Source organism: Paraburkholderia solitsugae, from assembly GCF_013177695.1.
Taxonomy (GTDB): domain Bacteria; phylum Pseudomonadota; class Gammaproteobacteria; order Burkholderiales; family Burkholderiaceae; genus Paraburkholderia; species Paraburkholderia solitsugae.
Genome location: NZ_WOEY01000037.1, coordinates 97,894 through 119,929, shown reverse-complemented (window position 1 = coordinate 119,929; position 22,036 = coordinate 97,894). Strand labels below are relative to the sequence as shown.

15 protein-coding genes are annotated in these 22,036 nt (G+C 61.6%); 4 read left to right on the top strand and 11 right to left on the bottom strand.

Annotated elements, in window-relative coordinates; all coding sequences use genetic code 11:
- The first annotated feature begins 295 nt into the window (after window positions 1–295).
- The gene (locus GNZ12_RS10025; protein WP_159000703.1) at window positions 296–1,231 is read left to right on the top strand and encodes a LysR substrate-binding domain-containing protein; all 936 of its coding nucleotides are present in this window, start codon (window positions 296–298) and stop codon (window positions 1,229–1,231) included.
- A gap of 11 nt (window positions 1,232–1,242) precedes the next feature.
- Here the strand turns inward: GNZ12_RS10025 and GNZ12_RS10020 are convergent, their stop codons facing one another.
- From GNZ12_RS10020 to aldA, 4 genes are all read right to left on the bottom strand, one after another.
- Complete coding sequence (locus GNZ12_RS10020; protein ID WP_172310194.1) at window positions 1,243–2,904, bottom strand: GMC family oxidoreductase; 1,662 nt, start codon at window positions 2,902–2,904, stop codon at window positions 1,243–1,245.
- A 105-nt stretch (window positions 2,905–3,009) separates the two neighbouring features.
- Window positions 3,010–4,227 (bottom strand): mandelate racemase/muconate lactonizing enzyme family protein, encoded by a 1,218-nt coding sequence (locus GNZ12_RS10015; RefSeq protein WP_172310193.1) that lies wholly within the window; start codon window positions 4,225–4,227, stop codon window positions 3,010–3,012.
- Window positions 4,228–5,550 (bottom strand): MFS transporter, encoded by a 1,323-nt coding sequence (locus GNZ12_RS10010; RefSeq protein ID WP_172310192.1) that lies wholly within the window; start codon window positions 5,548–5,550, stop codon window positions 4,228–4,230.
- Between the two features lie 150 nt (window positions 5,551–5,700).
- Complete coding sequence (gene aldA / locus GNZ12_RS10005; RefSeq protein WP_172310191.1) at window positions 5,701–7,125, bottom strand: aldehyde dehydrogenase; 1,425 nt, start codon at window positions 7,123–7,125, stop codon at window positions 5,701–5,703.
- Window positions 7,126–7,409: 284 nt separating this feature from the next.
- Between aldA and GNZ12_RS10000 the strand changes: the two genes are divergently transcribed.
- The 3 genes from GNZ12_RS10000 (at window position 7,410) to GNZ12_RS09990 (ending at window position 10,693) form a co-directional block, all read left to right on the top strand.
- On the top strand, window positions 7,410–8,567 hold the full coding sequence (locus GNZ12_RS10000) for a porin (RefSeq protein WP_172310190.1): 1,158 nt from the start codon (window positions 7,410–7,412) through the stop codon (window positions 8,565–8,567).
- Window positions 8,568–8,757: 190 nt separating this feature from the next.
- Window positions 8,758–9,807 (top strand): type IV toxin-antitoxin system AbiEi family antitoxin, encoded by a 1,050-nt coding sequence (locus tag GNZ12_RS09995; protein ID WP_172310189.1) that lies wholly within the window; start codon window positions 8,758–8,760, stop codon window positions 9,805–9,807.
- Window positions 9,785–10,693: a nucleotidyl transferase AbiEii/AbiGii toxin family protein gene (locus GNZ12_RS09990; protein WP_172310188.1), complete on the top strand. Its 909-nt coding sequence runs from the start codon at window positions 9,785–9,787 to the stop codon at window positions 10,691–10,693. Before GNZ12_RS09995 ends, GNZ12_RS09990 begins: the two co-directional genes overlap by 23 nt.
- Before the next feature lie 33 nt (window positions 10,694–10,726).
- Here GNZ12_RS09990 and GNZ12_RS09985 read toward each other — a convergent pair whose 3' ends face one another.
- From GNZ12_RS09985 to GNZ12_RS09955, 7 genes are all read right to left on the bottom strand, one after another.
- On the bottom strand, window positions 10,727–11,092 hold the full coding sequence (locus tag GNZ12_RS09985; RefSeq protein WP_172310187.1) for an ArsR/SmtB family transcription factor: 366 nt from the start codon (window positions 11,090–11,092) through the stop codon (window positions 10,727–10,729).
- Window positions 11,076–11,561: an SRPBCC family protein gene (locus GNZ12_RS09980; RefSeq protein WP_172310186.1), complete on the bottom strand. Its 486-nt coding sequence runs from the start codon at window positions 11,559–11,561 to the stop codon at window positions 11,076–11,078. The genes GNZ12_RS09985 and GNZ12_RS09980 overlap by 17 nt, the downstream gene beginning before the upstream one ends.
- A 203-nt stretch (window positions 11,562–11,764) precedes the next feature.
- A complete protein-coding gene (locus tag GNZ12_RS09975; RefSeq protein WP_172310185.1) occupies window positions 11,765–13,132 on the bottom strand; it encodes an MFS transporter in 1,368 nt (455 codons plus the stop codon).
- Between the two features lie 204 nt (window positions 13,133–13,336).
- The gene (locus GNZ12_RS09970) at window positions 13,337–17,539 is read right to left on the bottom strand and encodes a bifunctional nitrate reductase/sulfite reductase flavoprotein subunit alpha (RefSeq protein ID WP_172310184.1); all 4,203 of its coding nucleotides are present in this window, start codon (window positions 17,537–17,539) and stop codon (window positions 13,337–13,339) included.
- A 42-nt stretch (window positions 17,540–17,581) separates the two neighbouring features.
- The gene (gene nirD, locus GNZ12_RS09965; RefSeq protein WP_172310183.1) at window positions 17,582–17,935 is read right to left on the bottom strand and encodes a nitrite reductase small subunit NirD; all 354 of its coding nucleotides are present in this window, start codon (window positions 17,933–17,935) and stop codon (window positions 17,582–17,584) included.
- Between the two features lie 33 nt (window positions 17,936–17,968).
- Window positions 17,969–20,509 carry a nitrite reductase large subunit NirB gene (gene nirB, locus GNZ12_RS09960; RefSeq protein ID WP_172310182.1) on the bottom strand — a complete coding sequence of 847 codons (2,541 nt, stop codon included), beginning with the start codon at window positions 20,507–20,509 and terminating at the stop codon, window positions 17,969–17,971.
- Window positions 20,510–21,044: 535 nt separating this feature from the next.
- A complete protein-coding gene (locus tag GNZ12_RS09955) occupies window positions 21,045–21,920 on the bottom strand; it encodes an MOSC domain-containing protein (protein ID WP_172310181.1) in 876 nt (291 codons plus the stop codon).
- Window positions 21,921–22,036 lie beyond the last annotated feature (116 nt).

Sequence of the window (22,036 nt, the reverse complement as noted above, 5' to 3'; positions counted from 1 at the left end):
GCACCACTACCCCCTCCAAGTCAGGGGACCCGCTTAAGAATTAGCGGTTTGAGCCGCTTTCTTTGCTTATCTTTCTTTGCGGCGGCAAAGAAAGTAAGTGCCGCCCCGCACAGGGGCGACACTAATAGACCAATATCAAATCAAGGAAAGGCCAACACCATAAAAGCACAGACAAACGAGCGCCGCGCAGGCAACCAACTCAAGGAAAGCCCAGCCCCATAGACAACCAAGTAAAATACCCACCACCCGCGCCGCCGCGCAAAGCCCCTCCCCGAGCCCAATCTTGAAACGCAAAATGCCCGCGCTGAACGCGCTAAAAGCCTTCGAAGTGGCTGGCCGCACGGGCAGCTTCACCCGCGCAGCGGAGCTGCTGAACGTCACGCAAAGCGCGGTCAGCCGGCAAGTCCGGCAACTCGAAGCCCAACTCGGCGAAACATTACTCCAGCGTCACCATCACCACCTCGAACTCTCGGCCGCCGGCCGCATCCTCCTGCAAGCACTTCAACAATCATTCGACCGGATCGAACTCACGGTCCGCAGCCTGCAGGAGAAAACCCACCGCAACCGTCTGCGTATCAACGCGCCACCCACCTTCACGAGCCGCTGGCTGATGCCGCGTCTCGGACGTCTGCGTGACGCGCATCCGCATCTCGAACTCAGCCTGTCGACCCGCGTCGACGACAATCTCGCCGAATCGGGCGTGCTCGACTGCGCCATCCGCTTTGGCAACGGCGAGTGGGAAGGCGTCGACAACCGCTTGCTGATGAATGAACGGCACATCGCCGTCTGCGCCCCCGCGTTGCTCGCGCGCGAGGCAGGCCGCGCGGCCATCGATCTGAATCAGTTCACGCTGCTGCACGTGCTCGCGAGCGCCGATCAGCGCTATCTGACCTGGCAGCATTGGTTGAAAGCCGCCGGCATCGAAAACGTCGACACCCGCGGCGGCTACGAATTCGATCTGCTCGATCACGCGATCCAGGCCGCTATCGACGGGCTCGGCGTAACCATCGCCGATCGTCACATGATCGGGCGCGAACTCGCGGAAGGCCAACTCGTGCAGGTGCTGAACGTGCACGTCGACGGACATCAGTCGTATTGGCTCGTTACGCGTGCGGAACAGGACGAGCTGCCGCACGTCGCGCTGTTCCGCGACTGGCTGCAGCAGGAGATCTGGTTGACCGAGCGCGCGCTCGATTCGTCGGAGTCGGCGCAGTTGGGCGAAGCGGATTGAGCCGGGCGAAGTCAGGCAGCAGCAACCAGCTCCGCCGCTTCGCGATTAAAGGCCGCATCGATGGCGGCGTCCTCGAGAATCATCTCGGCGCCCTTCTCCGCCACCATCATCGTCGGTGCATTGATGTTGCCCGATGTGATGTTCGGAAAGATCGACGCGTCGACCACGCGCAAGCCGGCAATGCCATGCACTCGCAAACGCGCATCGACCACCGAGGTGCGCGGGTCGTCACCCATCGCGCACGAGCCGCACAGATGGTAAATCGAACCCGATTGTTCGCGGAAATACTTCAGGAACCCTTCACGCGTATTCACCTGCGGCCCCGGCGAAATTTCCTCGACCGTGATCTCTTTCAACGCGGGCGATGCCATCACCTTGCGCACCAGCTCGCAACCCTGGATCACTTCGTCGATGTCCTTCTCCGTGGTCAGCGCGTTGATGCGGATTTTCGCGGCGTCTTCCGCACGGTTTGATGCGATTTCGATCGATCCGCGGCTCGTCGGCCGGCACGGGTTGAATGCCAGCAGGAAGCCCGAATACGGCTCGGGTTCGAGATTTGCCTTGTTGCTCTTCGGAATCCGGTACGACAGCGGATTGAAGTACAACTGCAGATTCGGTTGTGTTTCCTGATCTTTGCCCTTGAAGAACCCGCCCGACTGGTTCACGCTCATCGCGAGCGGCCCCTTGCGCGTGAACAGATACTGCAGACCGAGCTTGAGCTTGCCAAGCAGCGGACGCATCTCGTCGTTCAGCGTCTTCACGTTCGCGCGATAGTAGAAACTCACGCACAGATGGTCTTGCAGATTCTGTCCCACAGCGGGCAGTGCCTTGACCATCGCGATGCGATGCTTCGCCAGCAATGCGCTATCGCCTACGCCCGAGAGTTGCAGCAGCTTGGGCGAATCGACCGCGCCCGCCGACAGGATCACCTCACGGTTCGCCATGAACTGCCGCGTAGCGCCGTTCTGCGTCACGCTCACGCCGATGGCCCGCTGGTTGCCGTCGAATAGCACGCGGCTGGCCAGCACGTCACGCTCGACCGTCAGGTTCTTGCGCGTCAGTACCGGATGCAGATATTCGAAGCTGCTCGACGAACGCTGCCCGTTGCGCGTATTCACGTCGTAGATCCCCGCGCCTTCGAATCGCGCGCCGTTGAAGTCGTCACTGCGCTTGTAGCCGGCCTGGTCGCAGCCTTTCAGGAACGCGTGGCAAATCGGATGGACGGCATCCTTCATCGGCGAGATACGGATCGGGCCGTCCGCGCCGTGATACTCGGTGTTGCCAAGCGGATGCGATTCGAGCTTGCGGAAATACGGCAGCACGTCGCGAAAGGCCCAGCCCTTGTTCCCCGCCGCGGCCCAGTCGTCGAAATCGTGCGGCTGGCCGCGCACGTAGATCATCGCGTTGATCGAGCCGGAGCCGCCCTGCACTTTGCCGCGTGGGCAATAGATCGGCCGGTTGTCGAGTTCCTTTTCGGGCTCGCTGTAATACATCCAGTTGTAGGTTTCGTTGTAGTACGTCTTGGTGAAACCCACCGGGATCTTGAACCAGAACGAACTGTCCTTGCCGCCCGCTTCAAGCAGCAGCACCGAATGGTGACCCGACGCCGAAAGGCGATTGGCGAGAATGCAGCCCGCCGAACCCGCGCCGACGATAATGTAATCGTAGTTCATGCTCTATGTCGCCAAACGGCGCCCAATCCATTGAATGCGTAAAACAGGTTAAAACCCGCAGTTCGAAACCCACAGGTTGAAACCCGCAGGTTCAACTCAGCAGGTTCAACCCTTGGCCGGCGCGAGATCTTTCACGTCGGCGGGAAGCGCGGCCATTTGCAGATGTAGACGCTCGCCGGTGTACGGCGTGTGCTGCCTGACGACGTCCATGTTCAACTCCACGCCCAAGCCCGGTTCCTGCGAAGGAATGATGTAGCCGTCTTCCCATTGGATCGGCTTCTTCAACACGGCCGCATGGAAGCCATCCCACGTGCCGATGCTTTCCTGAATCAGGAAGTTCGGCGTGCAGGTTGCGAGTTGAATGCTGGCAGCCGCGCCGATCGGCCCGTTGTACAGATGCGGTGCGATCTGCGCGTAATACACCTCGGCGATCGCCGCGACTTTCTTCGCTTCGAGCAGGCCACCCACGCGCGCCACGTTCAATTGCAGAATCGACGCCGCGCCCGCTTCGAGCAGCTTGAAAAATTCATACTTGGTGGTCAGACGCTCGCCCGCGGCAATTGGAATACTCGTGTGCTGCGCGACTTGCGCCATCGCGCCTTCCTGCCCCGGCGGCACCGGTTCTTCAAACCACAGCGGATCGTATTTTTCAAGGCGCTTGGCCAGCCTGATCGCTGACGACGGCACCATCTGCCCATGCGTGCCGAACAGCAGATCGGCCTTGCTGCCGACCGCTTCGCGCACGCGGCGGCAGAAAGTCTCGCAACGGTCGAGCACTTCCATCGACAGTTGATGACCCGAGTAAGCCGTGTACGGCCCGGCCGGATCGAACTTCACCGCAGTAAAACCACGCTTGACGTTTTCAGCGGCGCATTCAGCGGCAAGATCGGGATCGTCGTAGTCGTATTCGCCGCGGCTGTTCTTCGGATACAGATACGTGTACGAGCGCAGACGCTGGTTCACCATGCCGCCGAGCAGTTCGTACACCGGCTTGTTCGCTGCCTTGCCGATGATGTCCCAGCACGCCATTTCCAGCCCGCTGACCACGCCCATCATCGTCAGATCGGGGCGTTGCGTGAAGCCGCTCGAATACGCTTCGCGCCAGAGCCGCTCGATATGGTGCGGATCTTTATCGAGCAGATAGCGGCCGAATACATCGTCGATGATGTGAGTCATCGCCTTCGGATGAAACGTCGCCGAATAGATTTCGCCAACGCCTTCAATACCGCAATCGGTCTTGAGCTTGACGAAGATCCAGTACATGCCGCCCACGTGCGGCGGCGGTACGGCGACGATATGCGTTTCGAGCGAGACGACTTTCATTTACGCAACCCCTTTCCTATTGAGCATGTTTCTCAGCGCCAAGCCGGCAAAGCCGCCGAGCGCCGCCATTCCGGCCACATAGCCGAAGTAAAGCTGGTAACCAAAGACACCCGGGAAGTTCTGCGTCAGATAGCCGTTGATCAACGGCAGGAACACGTCGGGCGAATAGCCGAGTACGGAAATCAGGCCAATGGCGAGGCCCATCGTTTCGACCGGAATATTGCAGCGATCCAGCAGCGACCAGTACAGACCGCGAATCGCATAAGTCAGAATGCCGATGAAGAGCACGAGGAACACCAACAGCACGTGGCTCGAGATACGCGGCGCCGCCATCAGACCCAGCAGCGACAGTGCGGCGAGAAAGAGCGCGATCACCAGAACGGAGACCTTGGAATAACGGTCGCCGAGAAAACCGCCGCCAATGCCGCCGATCGGCCGCATCCACAGCTTGAGCGTGGTAATCGTGCCGGCCATCACCACGGTCAAACCGATCTCACCTTCATGCAGATACGCTGAGAAGCTGTACGTCGCCCAGAACACCTGGTAGCCGCAGAACACAATCGCCGCAACCAGCCACAACTCGGGAATCGACGCGAGCGTTTTCAGATCGACCAGCGCGTTGCTGCGTTTCTTCGCGGCACGATTGGCGGCGGCATCTTTAGCGCCTTGCGGGTCTTTGACGAGCGCGAGCACCACGCCAAGTGCAATACAAATGAACGCGTACATGTAGACGACCAGCCTGAAACCGGCCGCAACCGGCTCGCCTTTGGTCTGCGTGAACCACGCGAACAGCGAGATCGCGATGGTCGCGAGCATGGCTTCGATCAAGCCGCGTCCGCCGTCCAGCAAACCGAAGAAGCGGCCCTGCTCGTGCGTGCCGGCGATCATCGTCACGCGCTTGATCACCGCGGCCCAGAACGTCAAACCGGTCGACAGCCCCCAGCCGCCGAAGATCAGCATCAACATCTGAAAAGACGGCGCAGTCGAATACCACAGACCGAGCACGCCGGTTGCGATCAGGGAAAAGCAGATCAACAGGCGCGGTGCGATCCGGTCGGCGAGCCAGCCGCTCGGCAAGTAACTCAGCAGAAAGATCGTGCCGAGCGACGAATACAGATAGCCGAGTTGACTATCGGTAATGTGGAACACTTCGAGCATCGTCGGCTGATAAACCTGCCGCAGATACAGAATCGGGTAAATCGCGCCGGCCGCCAGCACCAGTAACATGAGCTGGACGTAGCGTTGAGCTTTGCTGTTTTGCAGCGCGGCTTCTGCTTCGCTCGCGGCGTGCGAAGCGGTGGTTTGAACGGATTGAGATGACACGGGAACGCTCCTGAGAGATACAGCGCCGGTCGACCGGTCTGTCGGATCTCCAAATTTTTTTATAAGTGCAGCGGTTTGCTGCGTTTCTGCGGGTTTTAAGGCGACGCGTGCCGTCTACTCCGAATCGCGCGGCACGCGCCGTTTTCAGCTTCAGTACTTCATGACCACGAGACGGGTCTGCGTGAATTCGAGCATGCCGTGCTTGCCGTCGTCGCCGCCGAGACCGGAACGCTTCCAGCCTGCGTGGAAACCTTGATACGGATCGGCCGGTGTGCGGTTCACATACAACTCGCCTGCCTCGATGCCGTTGGCGATCTTCATCGCGCTGCGGTAGTTCTCGGTATAGAGCACCGACGACAAACCAAACTGATGGTCATTGGCCATCTCTAGTGCTTCGTCGAGCGTGCGGTACTTGACGACCGGCATGATCGGACCGAAGGTTTCTTCCTGGATGATTTCCATGTCCTGACGGCAGTTCGACAGCAACGTGGCCGGATAGAAGAAGCCCTTGCCTTGCGGCAGCCTGCCGCCGGTTTCCAGCGTAGCGCCTGCCGCAATCGCGCGCTCGACCATGCCGTGAATCGACTGGCGCGACGCGTCGTTGACGAGCGGGCCCATCAGCGCCGGCTGTTCGCTGCGATCGCCGCTTTCCACCGCGCTCATGTGCTTCTTCAGCAGCGCGACGAAACGGTCATGCACGCTTTCCTGCACATAGACGCGTTCGATCGCCGTGCACAACTGGCCGCAGTGCGTGGTCTTCGACGCGACCAGGTCGCGCGCGGCTTTCTCCAGATCGGCATCCGCCTCGATGATCGCGGGCGTCTTGCCGCCTAGCTCGAGCGACGGCTTGGCGATGTTCGCCTTGCAGTATTCGAGCACCTTGCGGCCCGCGCCGACACTGCCGGTCAGGGTGATCATGCCCACCTTGGGGTGCGTGCAAAGCGCCTCGGCGGTTGCATGATTCATCGCGAGAATGTTCACGACACCGGCCGGCAGCCCTGCCTTCTCAACCGCTCTCGCGATCTCGAACGCGGAGGTCGGCGTGTTGTTGCTCGGGCGCACCACCACGGTGTTGCCGGCGATCAGAGCCGGCGCGACCTTGCGCATGAACGTATAGACCGGGTAATTGAACGGGATCAGGCATGCGACCACGCCGATCGGCTCACGATGCAGGACGAGGTTTTCGTCGGGTGTGTCGCTCGGGATCACCTCGCCTTCGATGCGGCGTGCCCATTCGGCGTGGTAACGGGTGATCTGGCCGGCGTAGATCGCTTCGTTGGTGGCGTCGGCAACGCTCTTACCCGACTCCAGCGCAAGCGCCGCGCCGATGGCGGGCGCGCATTCGGTGAGCGCGTCGGCAAGCTTGTGCAGATAGACCGCGCGCTCGGCCGAGGGCAGCTTGCGCCAGCCCTTCTGGGCGGCTGCGGCGGCGTCGACCGCGGCGATGGCCTCAGCCGGGGTGGCGCCCGTGACGTGGGCAATCACAGCTTCGGTGGCCGGGTTGGTGACGGCGATGAGCTCGTCGCTTGCCGCGTCGATAAAGCAGCCGTTAGCAAAATTCCGATCGAGTCGCATCTCGTCTCCTGAAAAACCTGGTGCAGTGGCGCATTACCTTCGGCTATCGCTTTCATGCCAAAGGTGCATGAGCGGAATTTTTCTCTCCGGCACGGCGCACCACAAGCGAATAATTCGCGGGACAAACATTCGAAAAAATCACGTTTATCCAGGGATGTGCCTCATACGCGATTCCCATCTCGAATAGCAGAATCCGGGCTTTGCCAAATAGCAGCGGCCTTTGAGACGTTCGAACCCCGTTTCGAACCACCTGGGCCGTTCATGACCAACGTTTGGAGTTCACAATGAAAAAGAATGTCATCGCCACCGCAGCACTCAGCGCACTCACCTCGCTGGCAGCCCCATCGGGCTTCGCACAAAGCAGCGTGACCCTGTACGGCGTGCTCGATGAGGGCATCGACTACACCAACAACGCCGGGCGCGGCGCGGTCTGGGAAATGGCGAGCGGCTATGCGCAAGGCAGCCGCTGGGGCATGAAGGGTTCGGAGGATTTGGGCGGCGGCATGAAGGCGGTGTTCCAGCTGGAAAACGGCTTCGACGTGAGCTCGGGACGGCTCGGCCAGGGCGGCCGCATGTTCGGCCGCCAGGCTTACGTGGGCTTGAGCGACGGCCGGTTCGGCACGGTCACGCTCGGGCGCCAGTACGACTCGGTAGTCGACTACCTCGCGCAGACCACCGCCAACGGCAACTGGGCCGGCTACCTGTTCGCGCATCCGTACGACAACGACAACACGGACAACTCGTTCCGGCTTGGCAACAGCGTGAAGTACGCGAGCCCGGAGATCGCCGGCTTCAAGTTCGGTGGCGTATACAGCTTCAGCAACGACACGAACTTCGCGAACAACCGCGCCTATAGCTTCGGCGGCCAATATGCGAACGGCGGGCTGCTGATTGCCGCCGCGTACCTGCAGGCGAACAATCCGGGCGCGGGTTCCACCGGCGCGATCACCGCGAACGACGCGAGCTTCATCGCCGGGCGCATGCGGGTGTTCGGCGGCGGCATCAACTACACGTTCGGTGCGGCGACCGCCGGTTTTGCTTACACCAACTCCAACTATAAGGATCCGACTGGCAACGGCTATATCGGCATCCCGCTGGCGGCATCCGGCGTCAGGTTGAATACGCTCAAGTACCAGAACTTCGAAGTGAACGGCAAGTACCAGTTCACGCCGGCCTTCTTTATCGGCGCGCAGTATGTGTACACGATGGAGAACTACGATGCGTCGACCGGTAGCGTGAAGCCGAAGATTCACTCGGTCGGTTTGATGGCGGATTACAACCTGACGAAGCGCACGGACGTTTACGTGCAGGGCGAATACCAGAAGGTCGCGGGCGATTCGACCCATTCGATTCTCGACAACGCGTTCATTCCGGGCGTGCAGGCGCCGTCGTCAACGGGAAATCAGGTCGTCGCGCGGGTTGCGCTGCGGCACAAGTTCTGAGGATTCGCGGGTTGAAGGGCCGGAGTCGCGTCGTCAACGGCTCCAACCCCCGAGTGTTCAATTTTTTTTGATGTTCACGTTCCGTATACACTCTGATTTTCTGAACGATTCTGAACCGCCACGTCGGCGTTCAATTTTGCAGGCTGTTCACGTTACGTATACACTCATAAAAATTGAACAAGGGTGGACCATGCCACGCAAATCCCCGCCGCCGTTCGTGCCCGACCCGACGGTTCAGGCCGCCGCCGCCGCCTTTTCCGCTGCAACAGGCGTGGCCACCAGAATCCTTCGGCCGCCGCATCGCGCCCACTATGCAGCGAAAATACAGTTCCAGGCGTCGCCGGATAGGAGCTGGTCGCGACCCGTACTGCTGGTGGACAACGTCGACCGTTTCGCCACGCTGGCCGCGATCAAATCCACGGCTCACATCCGCGCCGACGATCCGTTCGTGGTCGTCACGCCCTATCTGTCGCCTAATCTGCTTCGACATTGCCGGGAACTAGGCCTTGATGCGCTGGATATGTCCGGTAACGCCGTCATGCAAAACGACGGCAACCTGATCATGATCTCCGGTGGGAAGCGTACTGGCATGGCGAGCCGTATTAAAGACCGCGCCTGGACCACCCGGGGTATGAAGGTGGTACTGGCCCTGCTTTGCGACCGGGTGCTCATCAATGCGGGCCAACGCGCCATCGCACAACGGGCGGGGGTCAGTCTCGGCACCGCACAGTCAACGTTTCGCGACCTCCTTGAGCGCGGCGATATCGTTCAGCGTAAAGAGGGTTACGTCCTGGACGACACGGCTCGACTGCTCGACGAATGGGCCGCACTGTACCCTTCCCGCCTTCGCAACCAGTTGCTGGTCAATCGCTACCGGGCCGAAGATCCGGCATGGTGGCGCAACATCGATCCGAACAGCGAGCAATGCCAGTTCGGCGGTGAAGTAGCCGCAGCGCTCCTCACCGGCTATCTCAAGCCGGCAACCGTGACGCTTTATTGTGAACAGGCAATACCGCGTAAATGGCTGATCGACGCTCGCCTGCGGCTCGATCCGGACGGCGAGGTGGAGGTGCTGACTATGCCGATTCCAGCTGTTACGCCACTGCCGCCCGCCGGGGCGCCGGACCTGCCGTCATCGGTCGTGCACCCCGTACTCATCTATGCCGACCTGATCGCAACAGGCGACTCTCGCAACATCGAAACAGCCCGGATGCTACGTGAGCAATACCTCTCCACTTGATCTTCCCGTCAGCCGGCCACTGCCCGCACTAGTCGTCGAACTGTTACGGCATGTCGCTGAAACGGCAGACGCCTCGAACGTCGAGTGGTTCGTTGGAGGCGCAACCGCGCGCGACATCATGCTGACGCACGTACACGGCATCGAGGCCACGCGTGCAACCGCCGACGTCGATATCGGCGTCAGCGTAGAAAGCTGGACGGGCCATGCCGCGCTCAAGGCGGCGCTGATCGCCGGTGGTGCTTTCGAGCAACGTAGTGAGGCGCACCGGCTGTACTATCGCGACCCCGGCAGCGACGAGTTGATGTGGCTCGACATTGTTCCCTTCGGCGGTGTGGAGAACGATGCGGCCAAGGATGATCATTCAGGTAAGCCGGCAGCGAAAGAAATCGCCTGGCCGCCGGATCACGCGATCAGAATGAACGTGGCGGGTTTCGCCGAAGCGCTGAACGGAGCCATCACGGTGCGGATAGCAACGGACCTGGCTGTCCCCGTCGGGTCGCTGCCGGGCCTGGCGATGCTGAAAATCGTCGCATGGCATGACCGTCACGCATCCGATAGAAAGGACGCAACGGATTTGCTGTTTCTACTTGCGCACTATGCCGCGGCTGGCAACCAGGCACGTCTTTACGACGAAAATTACGAGCTCGTCGAACACTATGACCATCAGTTGGAGCTCGCGGGCGCCGCGCTGCTGGGTCGCGACACCGCGGCGATCGCCTCGCCGCAAACCGGCAAACTGATCGCGCAGGTGTTGGCGTTCGGCGAGGATTATCCGCGCATTCTCGAACACATGATGGGACACCGTGCCAGGTTGTTCGGGCCAACGCCTGCCTTCATCGAGTCCACATTCAATGCATTTCGCGAGGGTTTCGGCAACCCCGGCTGACCCGCAAAAAACGCATGGGGTCAAGATCGCCTCTTAGCCCTCTACCGCCGCCTTCAACCTCAGCAACGCCTGATCCCACTGCTGCGAGATCGCTTCGAGCGCGCGCCGCGCTTCGTCGAGGTGCGCCGGTTCGAACGCCCATAAGCGTTCACGGCCCACCTTGACGTCGCGCACCAGGCCCGCATTGGCGAGCACCTGCAAATGCTGCGTGACCGACTGCCGCGTGATTTCCGTTCCAGCGGTCAACTGAGCGATCGACATCGCACTGCCCGCGCACAACACAGCGATCAGACGCAGGCGCGTTTCGTCGCCGAGCGCCGCAAAAATCTGCGCGGAGCTTCGCAGCATGGCGGCCTTTGCACGCGCATGACCGGCGACCGGTTTATCCCTTTGCGACATACTTTTCGATGTTGACCATCTGCTCTTCCCAGCCGCCGCTATTCATGCGGAATGCTTCCGCGCGGCGCGCGGCGGGGATCCGATCAAAACCCGATTCGGTCACGTGCAACAACGTGCCCGAATCGACCTCGCTCAGCTCGAATACGACTAGCGTGGTGGGCTCCGGCGAGTAGTCGACCGACACGTCCACTGCGGCCGGATGCCAGCGAAACGACAAATGATGTTCCGGTTCGACCCGCTCGACCAGCAAGTCCATCACGAGATGCTCATAACCCGGATAGGTGATGTTGCCTTGGATGGATTGACCGGCGACAAACTGTTTGCCACTGAAATCCACGCAAAACCAATTGCCGAATTCTTCGGCGTTGGACACCGCTCGCCATACTCGCGAACGTGGCGCCTTCAGCAGAATCTGTTTTTCGATGCGATCGGTCGATGCGTTTTTCGATACGTCTGATGAGTTATCCATATGCAGCCCCCTGACTGCATATTAGGCTCGCCATTCACGACATGCAAGTATTTGCCTGCGTATTTTCCGGCTTCGCACTCGTCTCGACTGCCAACCTTGACCACCACCTTGCCTCAGGGGTGTTTGCATGCAAGCGTGCCGGTGCTGTTCGGGCGGCGTCAAGGTACTGCCCGAGCTACCCGGACCGCGGATGTCCCCTTGCTTCACTCCGTTGCGTGCACATGAATCACGCCGGTGTGCATCGACCACGCCATCCACGGACGGCGCAGTGCGACAATCGCGACGAACGCGCAAGCCGCCAGCGCGCCGAAGGTCGCAAAGCCCATCTGATAGCTGCCCGTGCTTTCCTTCGCGATGCCCATCACGACCGGAAGATAGAACCCGCCGATGCCGCCCGCGGCACCGACGATACCCGACATCAAACCGGTGCGCCCGGCCCAGCGATGCGGCACCAACTGGAAGGTCGCGCCATTGCCGAGACCGAAGGCCACGTACAGGCACAGCAACAACGCAATCCCACCGACAATCGACGGCATCGCGGCAGCAAAGACCAAGTCACACAGAGAAATGATCGCGAGCAGGAAGGTCAGCGCGCGCACACCGGACACCTTGTCAGCAACCAACCCGCCGAGCGGCCGCACCATCGCGCCGGTTGCGGCAAGCAGCGCCATGAACAGACCCGCTTCGATCTTCGACAACTGATAGAGGTTGGTCAGCAACAGCGAAACATACGACGACATACCGACAAAACCCCCGAACGTGATGCTGTACACCAGCATGATCACCCACGTGTCGCGTTCGGCCAGCACCGCGCGATAGCGCTTGGGCAGCACCGCAATCGCCAGCAGCGCACCGATCACCGGCAACAGCAGCACACCGGTCTTGCCCGAACCGAACAGGCCCGCTTCGACCAGCAGCACGAGCACGATCAAACCCACGAGCGTCACCGCAAAGCTGCCGAACGCCCGCAGCACGCTGCCCGATTTAATGCCCGAATCGTTGGCCCAGAAGTACAGTGTGATCGCGGCGATAGCGAGCAGCGGCAGTGCGCCGGCGGTCGCCATTTGCCAGCCGTAGCGCGTCGCGAGTTGCGGGAACAGGAAGCCGTCGAGCACCGCGCCGATGTTGCCGGCAGCGGCAAGACCCAGCACCAGGCCCTGCACTTTCGGCGGATAGTTGCTGCCGGCCATCGGCAGCGCCACCGCAAAGCTCGCCCCACCCACACCGAGGAACACGCCGAGCACCAGCAGCAAGGTGTACGACGGCACGAACGGCAATAGCGGCAGCACGATCGTCGGCACCGCCGCCAGCAATACGCCCATCAACGCGATGCGTTTGCCATGCGCCGATTGATAGAGGTTGCCGAGCGTGACCCGCAGGATCGCCGCCGACAGCACCGGCACGGCGACCAGCAAACCTTGCTGCGCGGGCGTCATCGCAATGCTCTTGCTGATGAACGGCGCGAGCGGGCCATAAAGGACCCAGACGGTGAAGCCGGTGTCGAAATAGAGGAAACACGCCACCAGCGCGCGCCAGTCTCCACTTTTAAGCGAGTTCATCACGTTTTTCATTAGGCATCCTTAAATATAACGATTTTTTGCTAACCTTGGTGCTCGGTGCTGTCACATTGCGCTGAGACGCGGCGCACCGGAATGGTCACGAGGTTGAATACCGGTCTGAACATGCAACCTTCATGCCATCCGGGCTCTTTTTCTGAAGCTTGACTGCGTACTCTTTGAAACCGTGATCCCGCGCCTGTGCCGGACGCTAAAAATTCAATAAACGTCGCGTACGTAGCGCTTTTCCTGCGCTAAACGGCTCACATACCCGGCGGCTTTTTCTTCGCTCATTCCACCGTGTTGGGCGACCACATGCTTGAGCGTCGCGTCGACGTCTCTCGCCATCCGGCCTGCATCGCCGCAGACGTAGAAATGCGCACCTTCTTCAAGCCACGCCCATAGTTGCGCACCCTGTTCGCGCATGCGGTCCTGCACGTAGATCTTTTCTGTTTGATCGCGCGAGAACGCGACGTCGAGCCGGGTCAGTACACCGCTGTCGCGCATGGCTTCCAGTTCGTCGCGATAGTAGAAATCAGTGGCCGCATGTTGCTCGCCAAAGAACAACCAATTGCGACCCTTATCGCCGCGTGCACGCCGCTCGTGCAGAAAGCTGCGGAAAGGTGCAACGCCAGTGCCCGGACCGACCATGATGATCGGCGTGTCCGAAACATGAGGAAGCCGAAAGTGTGCGGATTGCTGCACGAATACCGGCACATTCACGTCGCCGGCACGGTCGGCGAGAAAGGTCGACGACACGCCCTTGCGATGGCGGCGGCCATTGCTGTAGCGAACCGCTGAGACCGTCAGATGAACTTCGCCCGGATGTGCCTTCGGGCTCGATGCAATCGAATACAAACGCGGTTGCAGGCGCTTGAGCATGCCGGTCAATTCGGTGGCCGTCAGGTTGACGGGAAATTCGTGGAGTACGTCGGCGAGTTGTTGGCCCCACAACCATTGTTTGAGGTCGGCTTTGCGCTCTGTAGAGAGCAGATCGCGCAGTGCGCCGTTGCGGCTGCGCGCGGCAATGAACGCGAGCGCATCAGGGCTGGGACGCGCGATCTCGTAGTGCCTGGCGAGCGCGTCGGCGAGGGGCATGTCACCCTGGCCGGACACGTTGACCGCAGCATCAGCGCTCAAGCCGCTCAGGCTGATCAGCTCGCCGACCAGTTCGGGGCAATTGCTTGGCCATACGCCCAGCGCATCGCCGGCTTCGTATTCGAGGCCCGAGTCGCCCGTGCTCAAGGAGAAGTAGCGCGTATCCTTCGCGGCGCCCTGTTTGTTCAGTTGCAGGTTCCTGACGAGCCGCGAGGCGGCCGGACGCGTTTTGGTCGGCATGGCGCCAGGCACCACCGCGTTGATCATGCCGCCCGGGGGCACCGCATGCAGCGCCGCATCTTCTTCCTTGATGCGCACGATAATGCTGTCGAGCCACGCGTCCGCATCCTCCTGATACTCGCTGTCACAGTCGACGCGAGCCATCAAATGCAGCGCGCCAAGCGCTGCGAGACGCTCATCGAGCCGGCGGCCGTGACCGCAGAACTCATCGTAGTTGCGGTCGCCCAGTGCGAGCACCGCGTAGCGCACGCCGTCGAGACGAGACGCCGCGTCGCTGGCCAGTTGGGACCAGAAACTTTGCGCGTTATCGGGCGGATCGCCATCGCCAAAGGTGCTCGACATCAGCAGCACGTATTGCGCTTTCGCGAGCGCCGAAACCTGATAGTCCGCCATGCATGACGCGCGGATTTCGAAGCCCGACTCCATCAGACGCGTGGCATAGCGTTCGGTCAGCGATTCGGTGTTGCCGGTTTGCGAGGCCCACAGCAGGGTCACTTTGGGGCGCACTCGTAAGATGCGCACACCGGATGCTTGCGGCGCGTCGGACTGCGGCGCGGCAAGCGCACCTGCCGACATGACCGCAGGTGTGCCACTGCGGCTATAAAGTCCGGCCAGCAAACCGTCCACATACAAGCGGTTCGCCGGCTCAAACGGTGCGCCGGCCGGCAGGACCGGCACGCTGTCAATGCCCTGTCCTTCAGCCGAACGCAGCCCACTGACGAAACCGCCCAGATAGGTCCGCTCGGTTTCCGTGAACGACGGCACGGGTGTCTGTGGAAGTTGCAGCAGGCTCGTCAGTGCATTGATGCGGGGCATGTCCGGTTCCTTGGTGTTCGCCGATATAGCGCTTGCCGGCGCCGCGTCGACGCCAACGGCGGGTGCATCGATGAGCGTCTCGTCGCCCGCATTCGAAACCGGCTCGATGGATTCGACCGCAACCGGGCTTAGCGCGACCGCGCAGAACTTGAATTCGGGTTGCTGGGAGACCGGATCGATGGCATCGCTCGTTACCGCGTTGATGCACAGATCGTCACCGAAGACGTCGTTCCAGTGCATCGGCGCAAAGCAACTCCCTGCTTGCACACGCTCCGTGACGACTGCCGGCAACACGGCACGCCCGCGCCGCGAACGGATCTCGACCGGATCCTTGGCCTTGATGCCGAGCGTGGCGGCGTCTTCGGGATGAATCTCGACGAACGGGCCCGGGTTCAGCTTGTTGAGCATCGCGACCTTGCCCGTCTTGGTCATGGTGTGCCATTGATGCTGCAAGCGGCCCGTATTCAATACGATCGGAAATTCCCGATCGGGCAATTCGGCCGGGGCTGCAAAGGCGCGGGCGAAGAACACGGCTTTGCCGCTTGCGGTCGGAAACACGAACCGCGGACGGCTGCCGTCGGGCAGTTCTTTCACCGTCTGGCTGACGCCGTCGTTGATGTAGCGAATGGGATTGCGCTCGGCAGCGTTGTCGGCAGCAAGTGGCCATTGCAGCGGCGTGTCCTTCAGACGGCGATGGCTCGCGCCGCGCAAGTCGTAGCCGGTCTTCGGATTCGACGCGCGGGCGATTTCCGCGAAAACTTCATCGGCGCTTGCGTAGGTAAACCCATCGGCGAAACCCATTTCGCAGGCAACGCGCGCGATGATCTGCCAGTCCGGCAGTGCCGCGCCCGGCGGCTCGATGCCCTTTTGCATCAGCGTCAGATTGCGCTCGGAGTTGATCATCACGCCTTCGGCCTCGGCCCACAGCGCGCCGGGCAACAGCACATCGGCGTAACGGTTGGTCTCGGTGTCGAGGAAGGCATCCTGTGAAATCACGAGCTCGGCCGCGCGCAATCCAGCGATCGCGTTCTGACGGTTTGCGACGCTCGCCGCCGGATTCGTGCAGATGATCCAGCACGCCTTGATCTCGCCCGCAGCCATGCGGCTGAACATATCGATGGTGCCATTGCCGACTGCGGTCTTCAGCGTGCCCTTCGGAATGCCCCACAGGTCTTCGATAAACACGCGGTCTTCTTCGACCAGCACCGAACGCTGCCCCGGCAAACCGGGTCCCATGTAGCCCATTTCGCGGCCGCCCATCGCATTGGGCTGGCCGGTCAGCGAGAACGGTCCGCTGCCACGGCGGCAGATCTTGCCCGTTGCCAGATGCAGATTGCAGATCGCGTTCGTATGCCACGTGCCATGCGTGCTCTGATTCAGGCCCATGGTCCAGCAACTCATCCACTCCGGCGCGGCGCCAATCATGTGCGCGGCGCGGCGGATATCTTCTATAGCCAGCCCCGTAATCGCCGACACTTTCTCCGGCGTGTAGTCCGCAAGGAAAGCGGGCATGCCGTCCCAACCTTCCGTGAAACCGGCGATGAAAGACGCATCCGTTTGGCCGTTTTCGTGCAGAAGATGCAGCAGACCATTGAGAAACGCCAGATCGGTGCCCGGCTTGATCTGCAGAAAAAGATCGGCCTTGTCAGCGGTGGTATTGCGGCGCGGATCGACCACGATCAGTTTCGCGCCCGCCTTCACGCGATCCATCATCCGCAGGAACAGAATCGGGTGACAGTCGGCCATATTCGCGCCGATCACGAAGAACAGGTCGGCATGATCGATGTCTTCGTACGACCCCGGCGGCCCGTCCGCGCCGAGCGAGAGCTTGTAGCCGCTGCCCGCGCTTGCCATGCAAAGACGCGAATTCGATTCGATGTTGTTGGTGCCGACAAACCCCTTCGCGAGCTTGTTGACGAGGTACTGCGCCTCGATCGACATCTGCCCGGACACATAAAACGAAAGCGCGTCCGGTCCATGTGCGTCGAGCAGGCCGCGCAAACGCGCCGCCGTGTCGCTGATCGCCTGCGCCATCGGCAGCGGCGCCGGATCCTGGTCGCGTGCATGACGCACGAACGCGCCTTCCAGACGGCCCGATTTGCGCAACGCGACGTGCGCCGATTGGCCCTTCGTGCACAGCCGTCCGAAGTTCGCCGGGTGCTCCTTGTCGCCCGAGATCTTCACGACCTGGCCGTCCTCGACGTGCAGCACCATTCCGCAGCCAACGCCGCAGTAAGGGCACACGGTTTTTACGCTAGTGGAAGACATGGCGGATAACGTCGTCGAAGAGGATGACAAAAAATCGGTGGCTCACATCGCGACCCACACCTGCCCGTTTTCCACCCGCGCGGTGAACGCGTTGACGGAATACGCCGGTGTTTCGAGACACTCGCCGGTGCGCAAATCGAAGTGATGCTTGTAGATCGGGGAAGCGACGACAAGGCGCTCGCCGAGACTGCCGATCAGCCCGCGCGAGAGCACAGCGGCTTGCGAGCCCGGATCGTAGTTTTCGATCGCATACACGGCGGTGTCCGCGTCGCCGTTGTTCACGTGAAATACCGCGACCTGTTCGCCGTTGACCAGCGCACAAACCCCCGTGTTGGGGACGATGTCGTCGAGCGGGCAAATCGGCGTCCAGGCAAGCGGAAGGCGGTCAAGGTTCATGACAGAAGTCCTCAGTGAATGGCGCAAAAAGTATCAAACGGTTTCGACAGCCACAGGAATCGAAGCGAGCTTCGAGCGCCGCTCGTCGATGGTCGCGGGCCGGATCTGGCCGCGTTCCTCGACGAAGGCGACATTGCTGTCCGACTCGCCGCTGTTGACGAAGTGACGGAAGCGTTTGCGCGTCTCAGGATCGGTGACGGCCTTCTTCCATTCGCACTCGTAGGTGTCGACCACGTGCTGCATCTCCACTTCGAGTTCCGCGGCCACGCCCAGACGATCGTTGACGACCACGTCGATCAGATAGTCGAGCCCGCCTTCGAGGTTGTCGCGCCACACGCTGGTGCGTTGCAGGCGGTCTGCCGTGCGCACGTAGAACATCAGGAAGCGGTCGATGTAGCGCACCAGCGTTTCCTGATCGAGGTCCGAGGCGAGCAGTTCGGCATGGCGCGGTTTCATGCCGCCGTTGCCGCAGACGTAGAGATTCCAGCCCTTCTCTGTCGCGATGATGCCGACGTCCTTGCCTTGTGCTTCCGCGCATTCGCGCGTGCAGCCGGAGACGCCGAACTTGATCTTGTGGGGCGTGCGCAGGCCCTTGTAGCGGTTCTCGAGTTCGACCGCGAGACTCACCGAATCGCCCACGCCGTAGCGGCACCAGGTCGAACCGACGCACGACTTCACCGTGCGCAGCGATTTGCCGTACGCATGGCCCGATTCGAAACCGGCCGCGATCAGTTCTTCCCAGATGAACGGCAGTTGCTCGACCCGCGCGCCGAACAGATCGACCCGCTGGCCGCCGGTGATCTTGGTGTAGAGGCCGTATTTCTTCGCCACCTGGCCGACGGCGATCAAACCGTCAGGCGTCACTTCGCCACCCGCCATGCGTGGCACGACCGAATAGGTGCCGTCGCGTTGGATATTGGCGAGGTAGTAATCGTTGGTGTCCTGCAGCGAGGCGTGCTCCTTCTTCAGCACGAATTCGTTCCAGCACGACGCGAGGATGCTCGCCACGGCCGGCTTGCAGATATCGCAGCCGAGGCCGTGTCCGTGCTTCGCCAGCAATTCGCCGAAGCTGCGCACACCTTCCACGCGCACGAGGTGATACAACTCCTGGCGCGAATACGGGAAGTGCTCGCATAGGTGGTTGTTGACCGCGAGGCCCTGCTTCTTCATCTCGGCCTTCATCACCTGCGTGACGAGCGGCACGCAGCCGCCGCACGAGGTGCCGGCCTGGGTCGCGCACTTCAACGCGCCGATGTCGGTCGCGCCCGCGCACACGGCGGCACACAGGTCGGCCTTCGAGACGTTGTTGCACGAGCAGATCTGCGCGGCGGCGGGCAATGCCTCGACGCCGAGCGCCGGTTTCGCCTGACCGTCGGACGACGGCAGGATCAGGAATTCAGGTGACGCCGGCAATTCGATCCGGTTCAGCATCATCTGCAGCAGCGTGCCGTATTCGCTCGCGTCGCCCACCATCACGCCGCCGAGCAGATATTTGCCGCACTCGGACACGACCAGCTTCTTGTAGACCTGCTTGCGTTCGTCACTGAACTGGTAGGCGCGGCTGCCCGGCGTGTTGCCATGCGCGTCGCCGATGCTGGCAACGTCCACGCCCATCAGCTTCAGTTTGGTGCTCATGTCGGCACCGGCGAATTCCGCCGAGTCGCCGAGCAGTTGCTTCGCCACCGCGCGCGCCATCTCGTAGCCGGGCGCGACGAGGCCGAACAATTGACCGTTCCACAGCGCGCATTCGCCGATCGCATAGATGTGCGGGTCGCTGGTGCGGCACGCGTTGTCGATCACGATGCCGCCGCGTTGGCCGAGCGTTAGACCGCTTTCGCGTGCGAGATCGTCACGCGGACGAATGCCCGCGGAGAACACGATCATGTCGGTGTCGAGGAAACTGCCGTCGGCGAATTGCATGCGGTGCGTGCCGTTCTCGCCGTCGACAATCGCCGACGTGTTCTTCTGCGTGTGCACCGTCACGCCGAGTGCTTCGATCTTGGTGCGCAACACACGGCCGCCGCCCTCGTCCACCTGCACCGCCATCAGACGCGGCGCAAATTCGACCACGTGCGTTTGCAGGCCCATGTCGCGCAATGCCTTGGCGCATTCGAGACCGAGCAGGCCGCCGCCGATCACCGTGCCAGTCTTCGAGCGGGCGCCGCATTCCTGCATGGCTTCGAGGTCGTCGATGGTGCGGTAGACGAAGCAGTCGGCCCGCTCGCGGCCTTGCACAGGCGGCACGAACGGATAGGAGCCGGTAGCGAACACCAGCTTGTCGTACGGCAACGTCTCGCCGGTCGATACCGTCACCGTGCGCGCGTCGCGATCGATCGCCACGGCTTTGGCATTCAGCTTCAGCAAGACGTTCTGGCGTTCGAAGAAACCCGGCTCGACGAGCGACAGATCGTCCGCCGTTTTGCCCGCGAAGAATTCGGACAGGTGCACACGGTCGTATGCCGGCCGGGACTCTTCGCACAGCACGGTGATATCGAGGCCATGCGCCGCGTCTTGTGCCAGGCATTCGACCAGTTTGTGGCCGACCATCCCGTGACCGATAACGATGATTTTCATGACCGCGGCTTCCTCACTGTGCTGGGCTCGAATCGCTGCCAGTTGGCTGCTGCGCGAAAGCGATTCCGGAAATAAAAACGGCGTCCCGCGAACCCAGTCGATGACTGAATTCGGGGGACGCCGTTGTCCTGACCTATGCTGCAGCGAGTCCTGTGTTGTTGCACTCGCAACGGATCCACGTTGATCCGATGGCAAGGCTTAACGCAAAGGCTGTGCCAGTTGTGAGAAAAGCCTGCTGGAGCGCCGTGGCGCAAGGCCCGGCGGCAAATAGCACGCGTGTGCTGTCAGCGCGATGCGCGAGATGTTTTGATGCAGCGAGGCACAGGGATGGTGCGACGCAGCACTGTGCGCGTGCGGGCGGTGAGCCCTCGGTGCATACCGCATGGGCGCCGGCCCGAACGGCAGCGCACCCTCAAACCACGATCGGCAATCTCGCGACGAACATCGTGCCATCCTCGATGGACGATCTGACTTTCAGCGTGCCGCCGTGCGCGCCAATCCAGGCGTTCAGCTCAGTGCCGGCCTGATTCCCAGCCTAATCGCCAAAACCCAATTCAGCTTCGACTTCCTGCCCGACGCGCAACCACGCCCCGGCGCCACGCGCAACGATCGCATTGTTGCCGAACGTCAGCGCACCATTTCGCTGTGGATTCGCCCGGTAGACGCTCATGGTGTCGGTGGGTTCGTTCGGCCAATCGGGATCGGGCGCGCCCTTCGCCTGATCGATGGTCGGCATCGGACAGCGCGAGCACAGCTTGACCAGCTGCAACTGCACGGCCCGATCCTCGACCCCGTCGACACTCAGACTCTCGACATAATCTTCTTCGTACGCATCGAGCCCCGTCAGCACGACGTTGGGGCGGAACCGGTCGATCGGAATCGACGGTGCGCCCTTGCTGTTCAGACGTCCATTCAGATCGTCGAGCGAGGCCTGGCCGATCACCAGCAGCGGAAAACCATCGGCGAAATGCGTGGTGGCCCCACCGACGCTACCGGTGTAGTCCGGATCGACAATCCGCTCGTGCTCCGGATTAAAGCGCAGCAGCCGCGACGGCACGCCGAGAAACGCTGAAAACCATGCGGCGCTCTCCTCCCCGGTGTCGAGCCCGTAGGCCGCGTCGCCCCAGACTTCGGTTTGCACCTTTTGCGGTGCGCTGAGTGCAGCGGCGTCGAGCGGCGTGCGCAACGCGCTCATGCCCGGCGCGCGGATCGCGAGTTCATGTTCGCCGAGCTCGACCTTGATCAACGCCATGCGTGGATACGCACGCTGTGTGAGCATCGCGCCGCTCGGGTCGGTGACCATCCAGCATCGATCGTATTCGAGGCCGGTGGCGAGCAGGCGCGCTTCATTGAGCGCAATGCCGGCGCAGGATTTGATCGGATAGACGAAAAGCTCGCTGATGATGGGCATGGTAGGGGGCGTGGGGAACACGCGATTTTTTGTGTTGACGCTCGATTGTAAAGCGCCTGCGACACGCCGTATCGGCAGCGCCACGGTGCCGGCCCCCATCGCCGGTTGAAAACGCT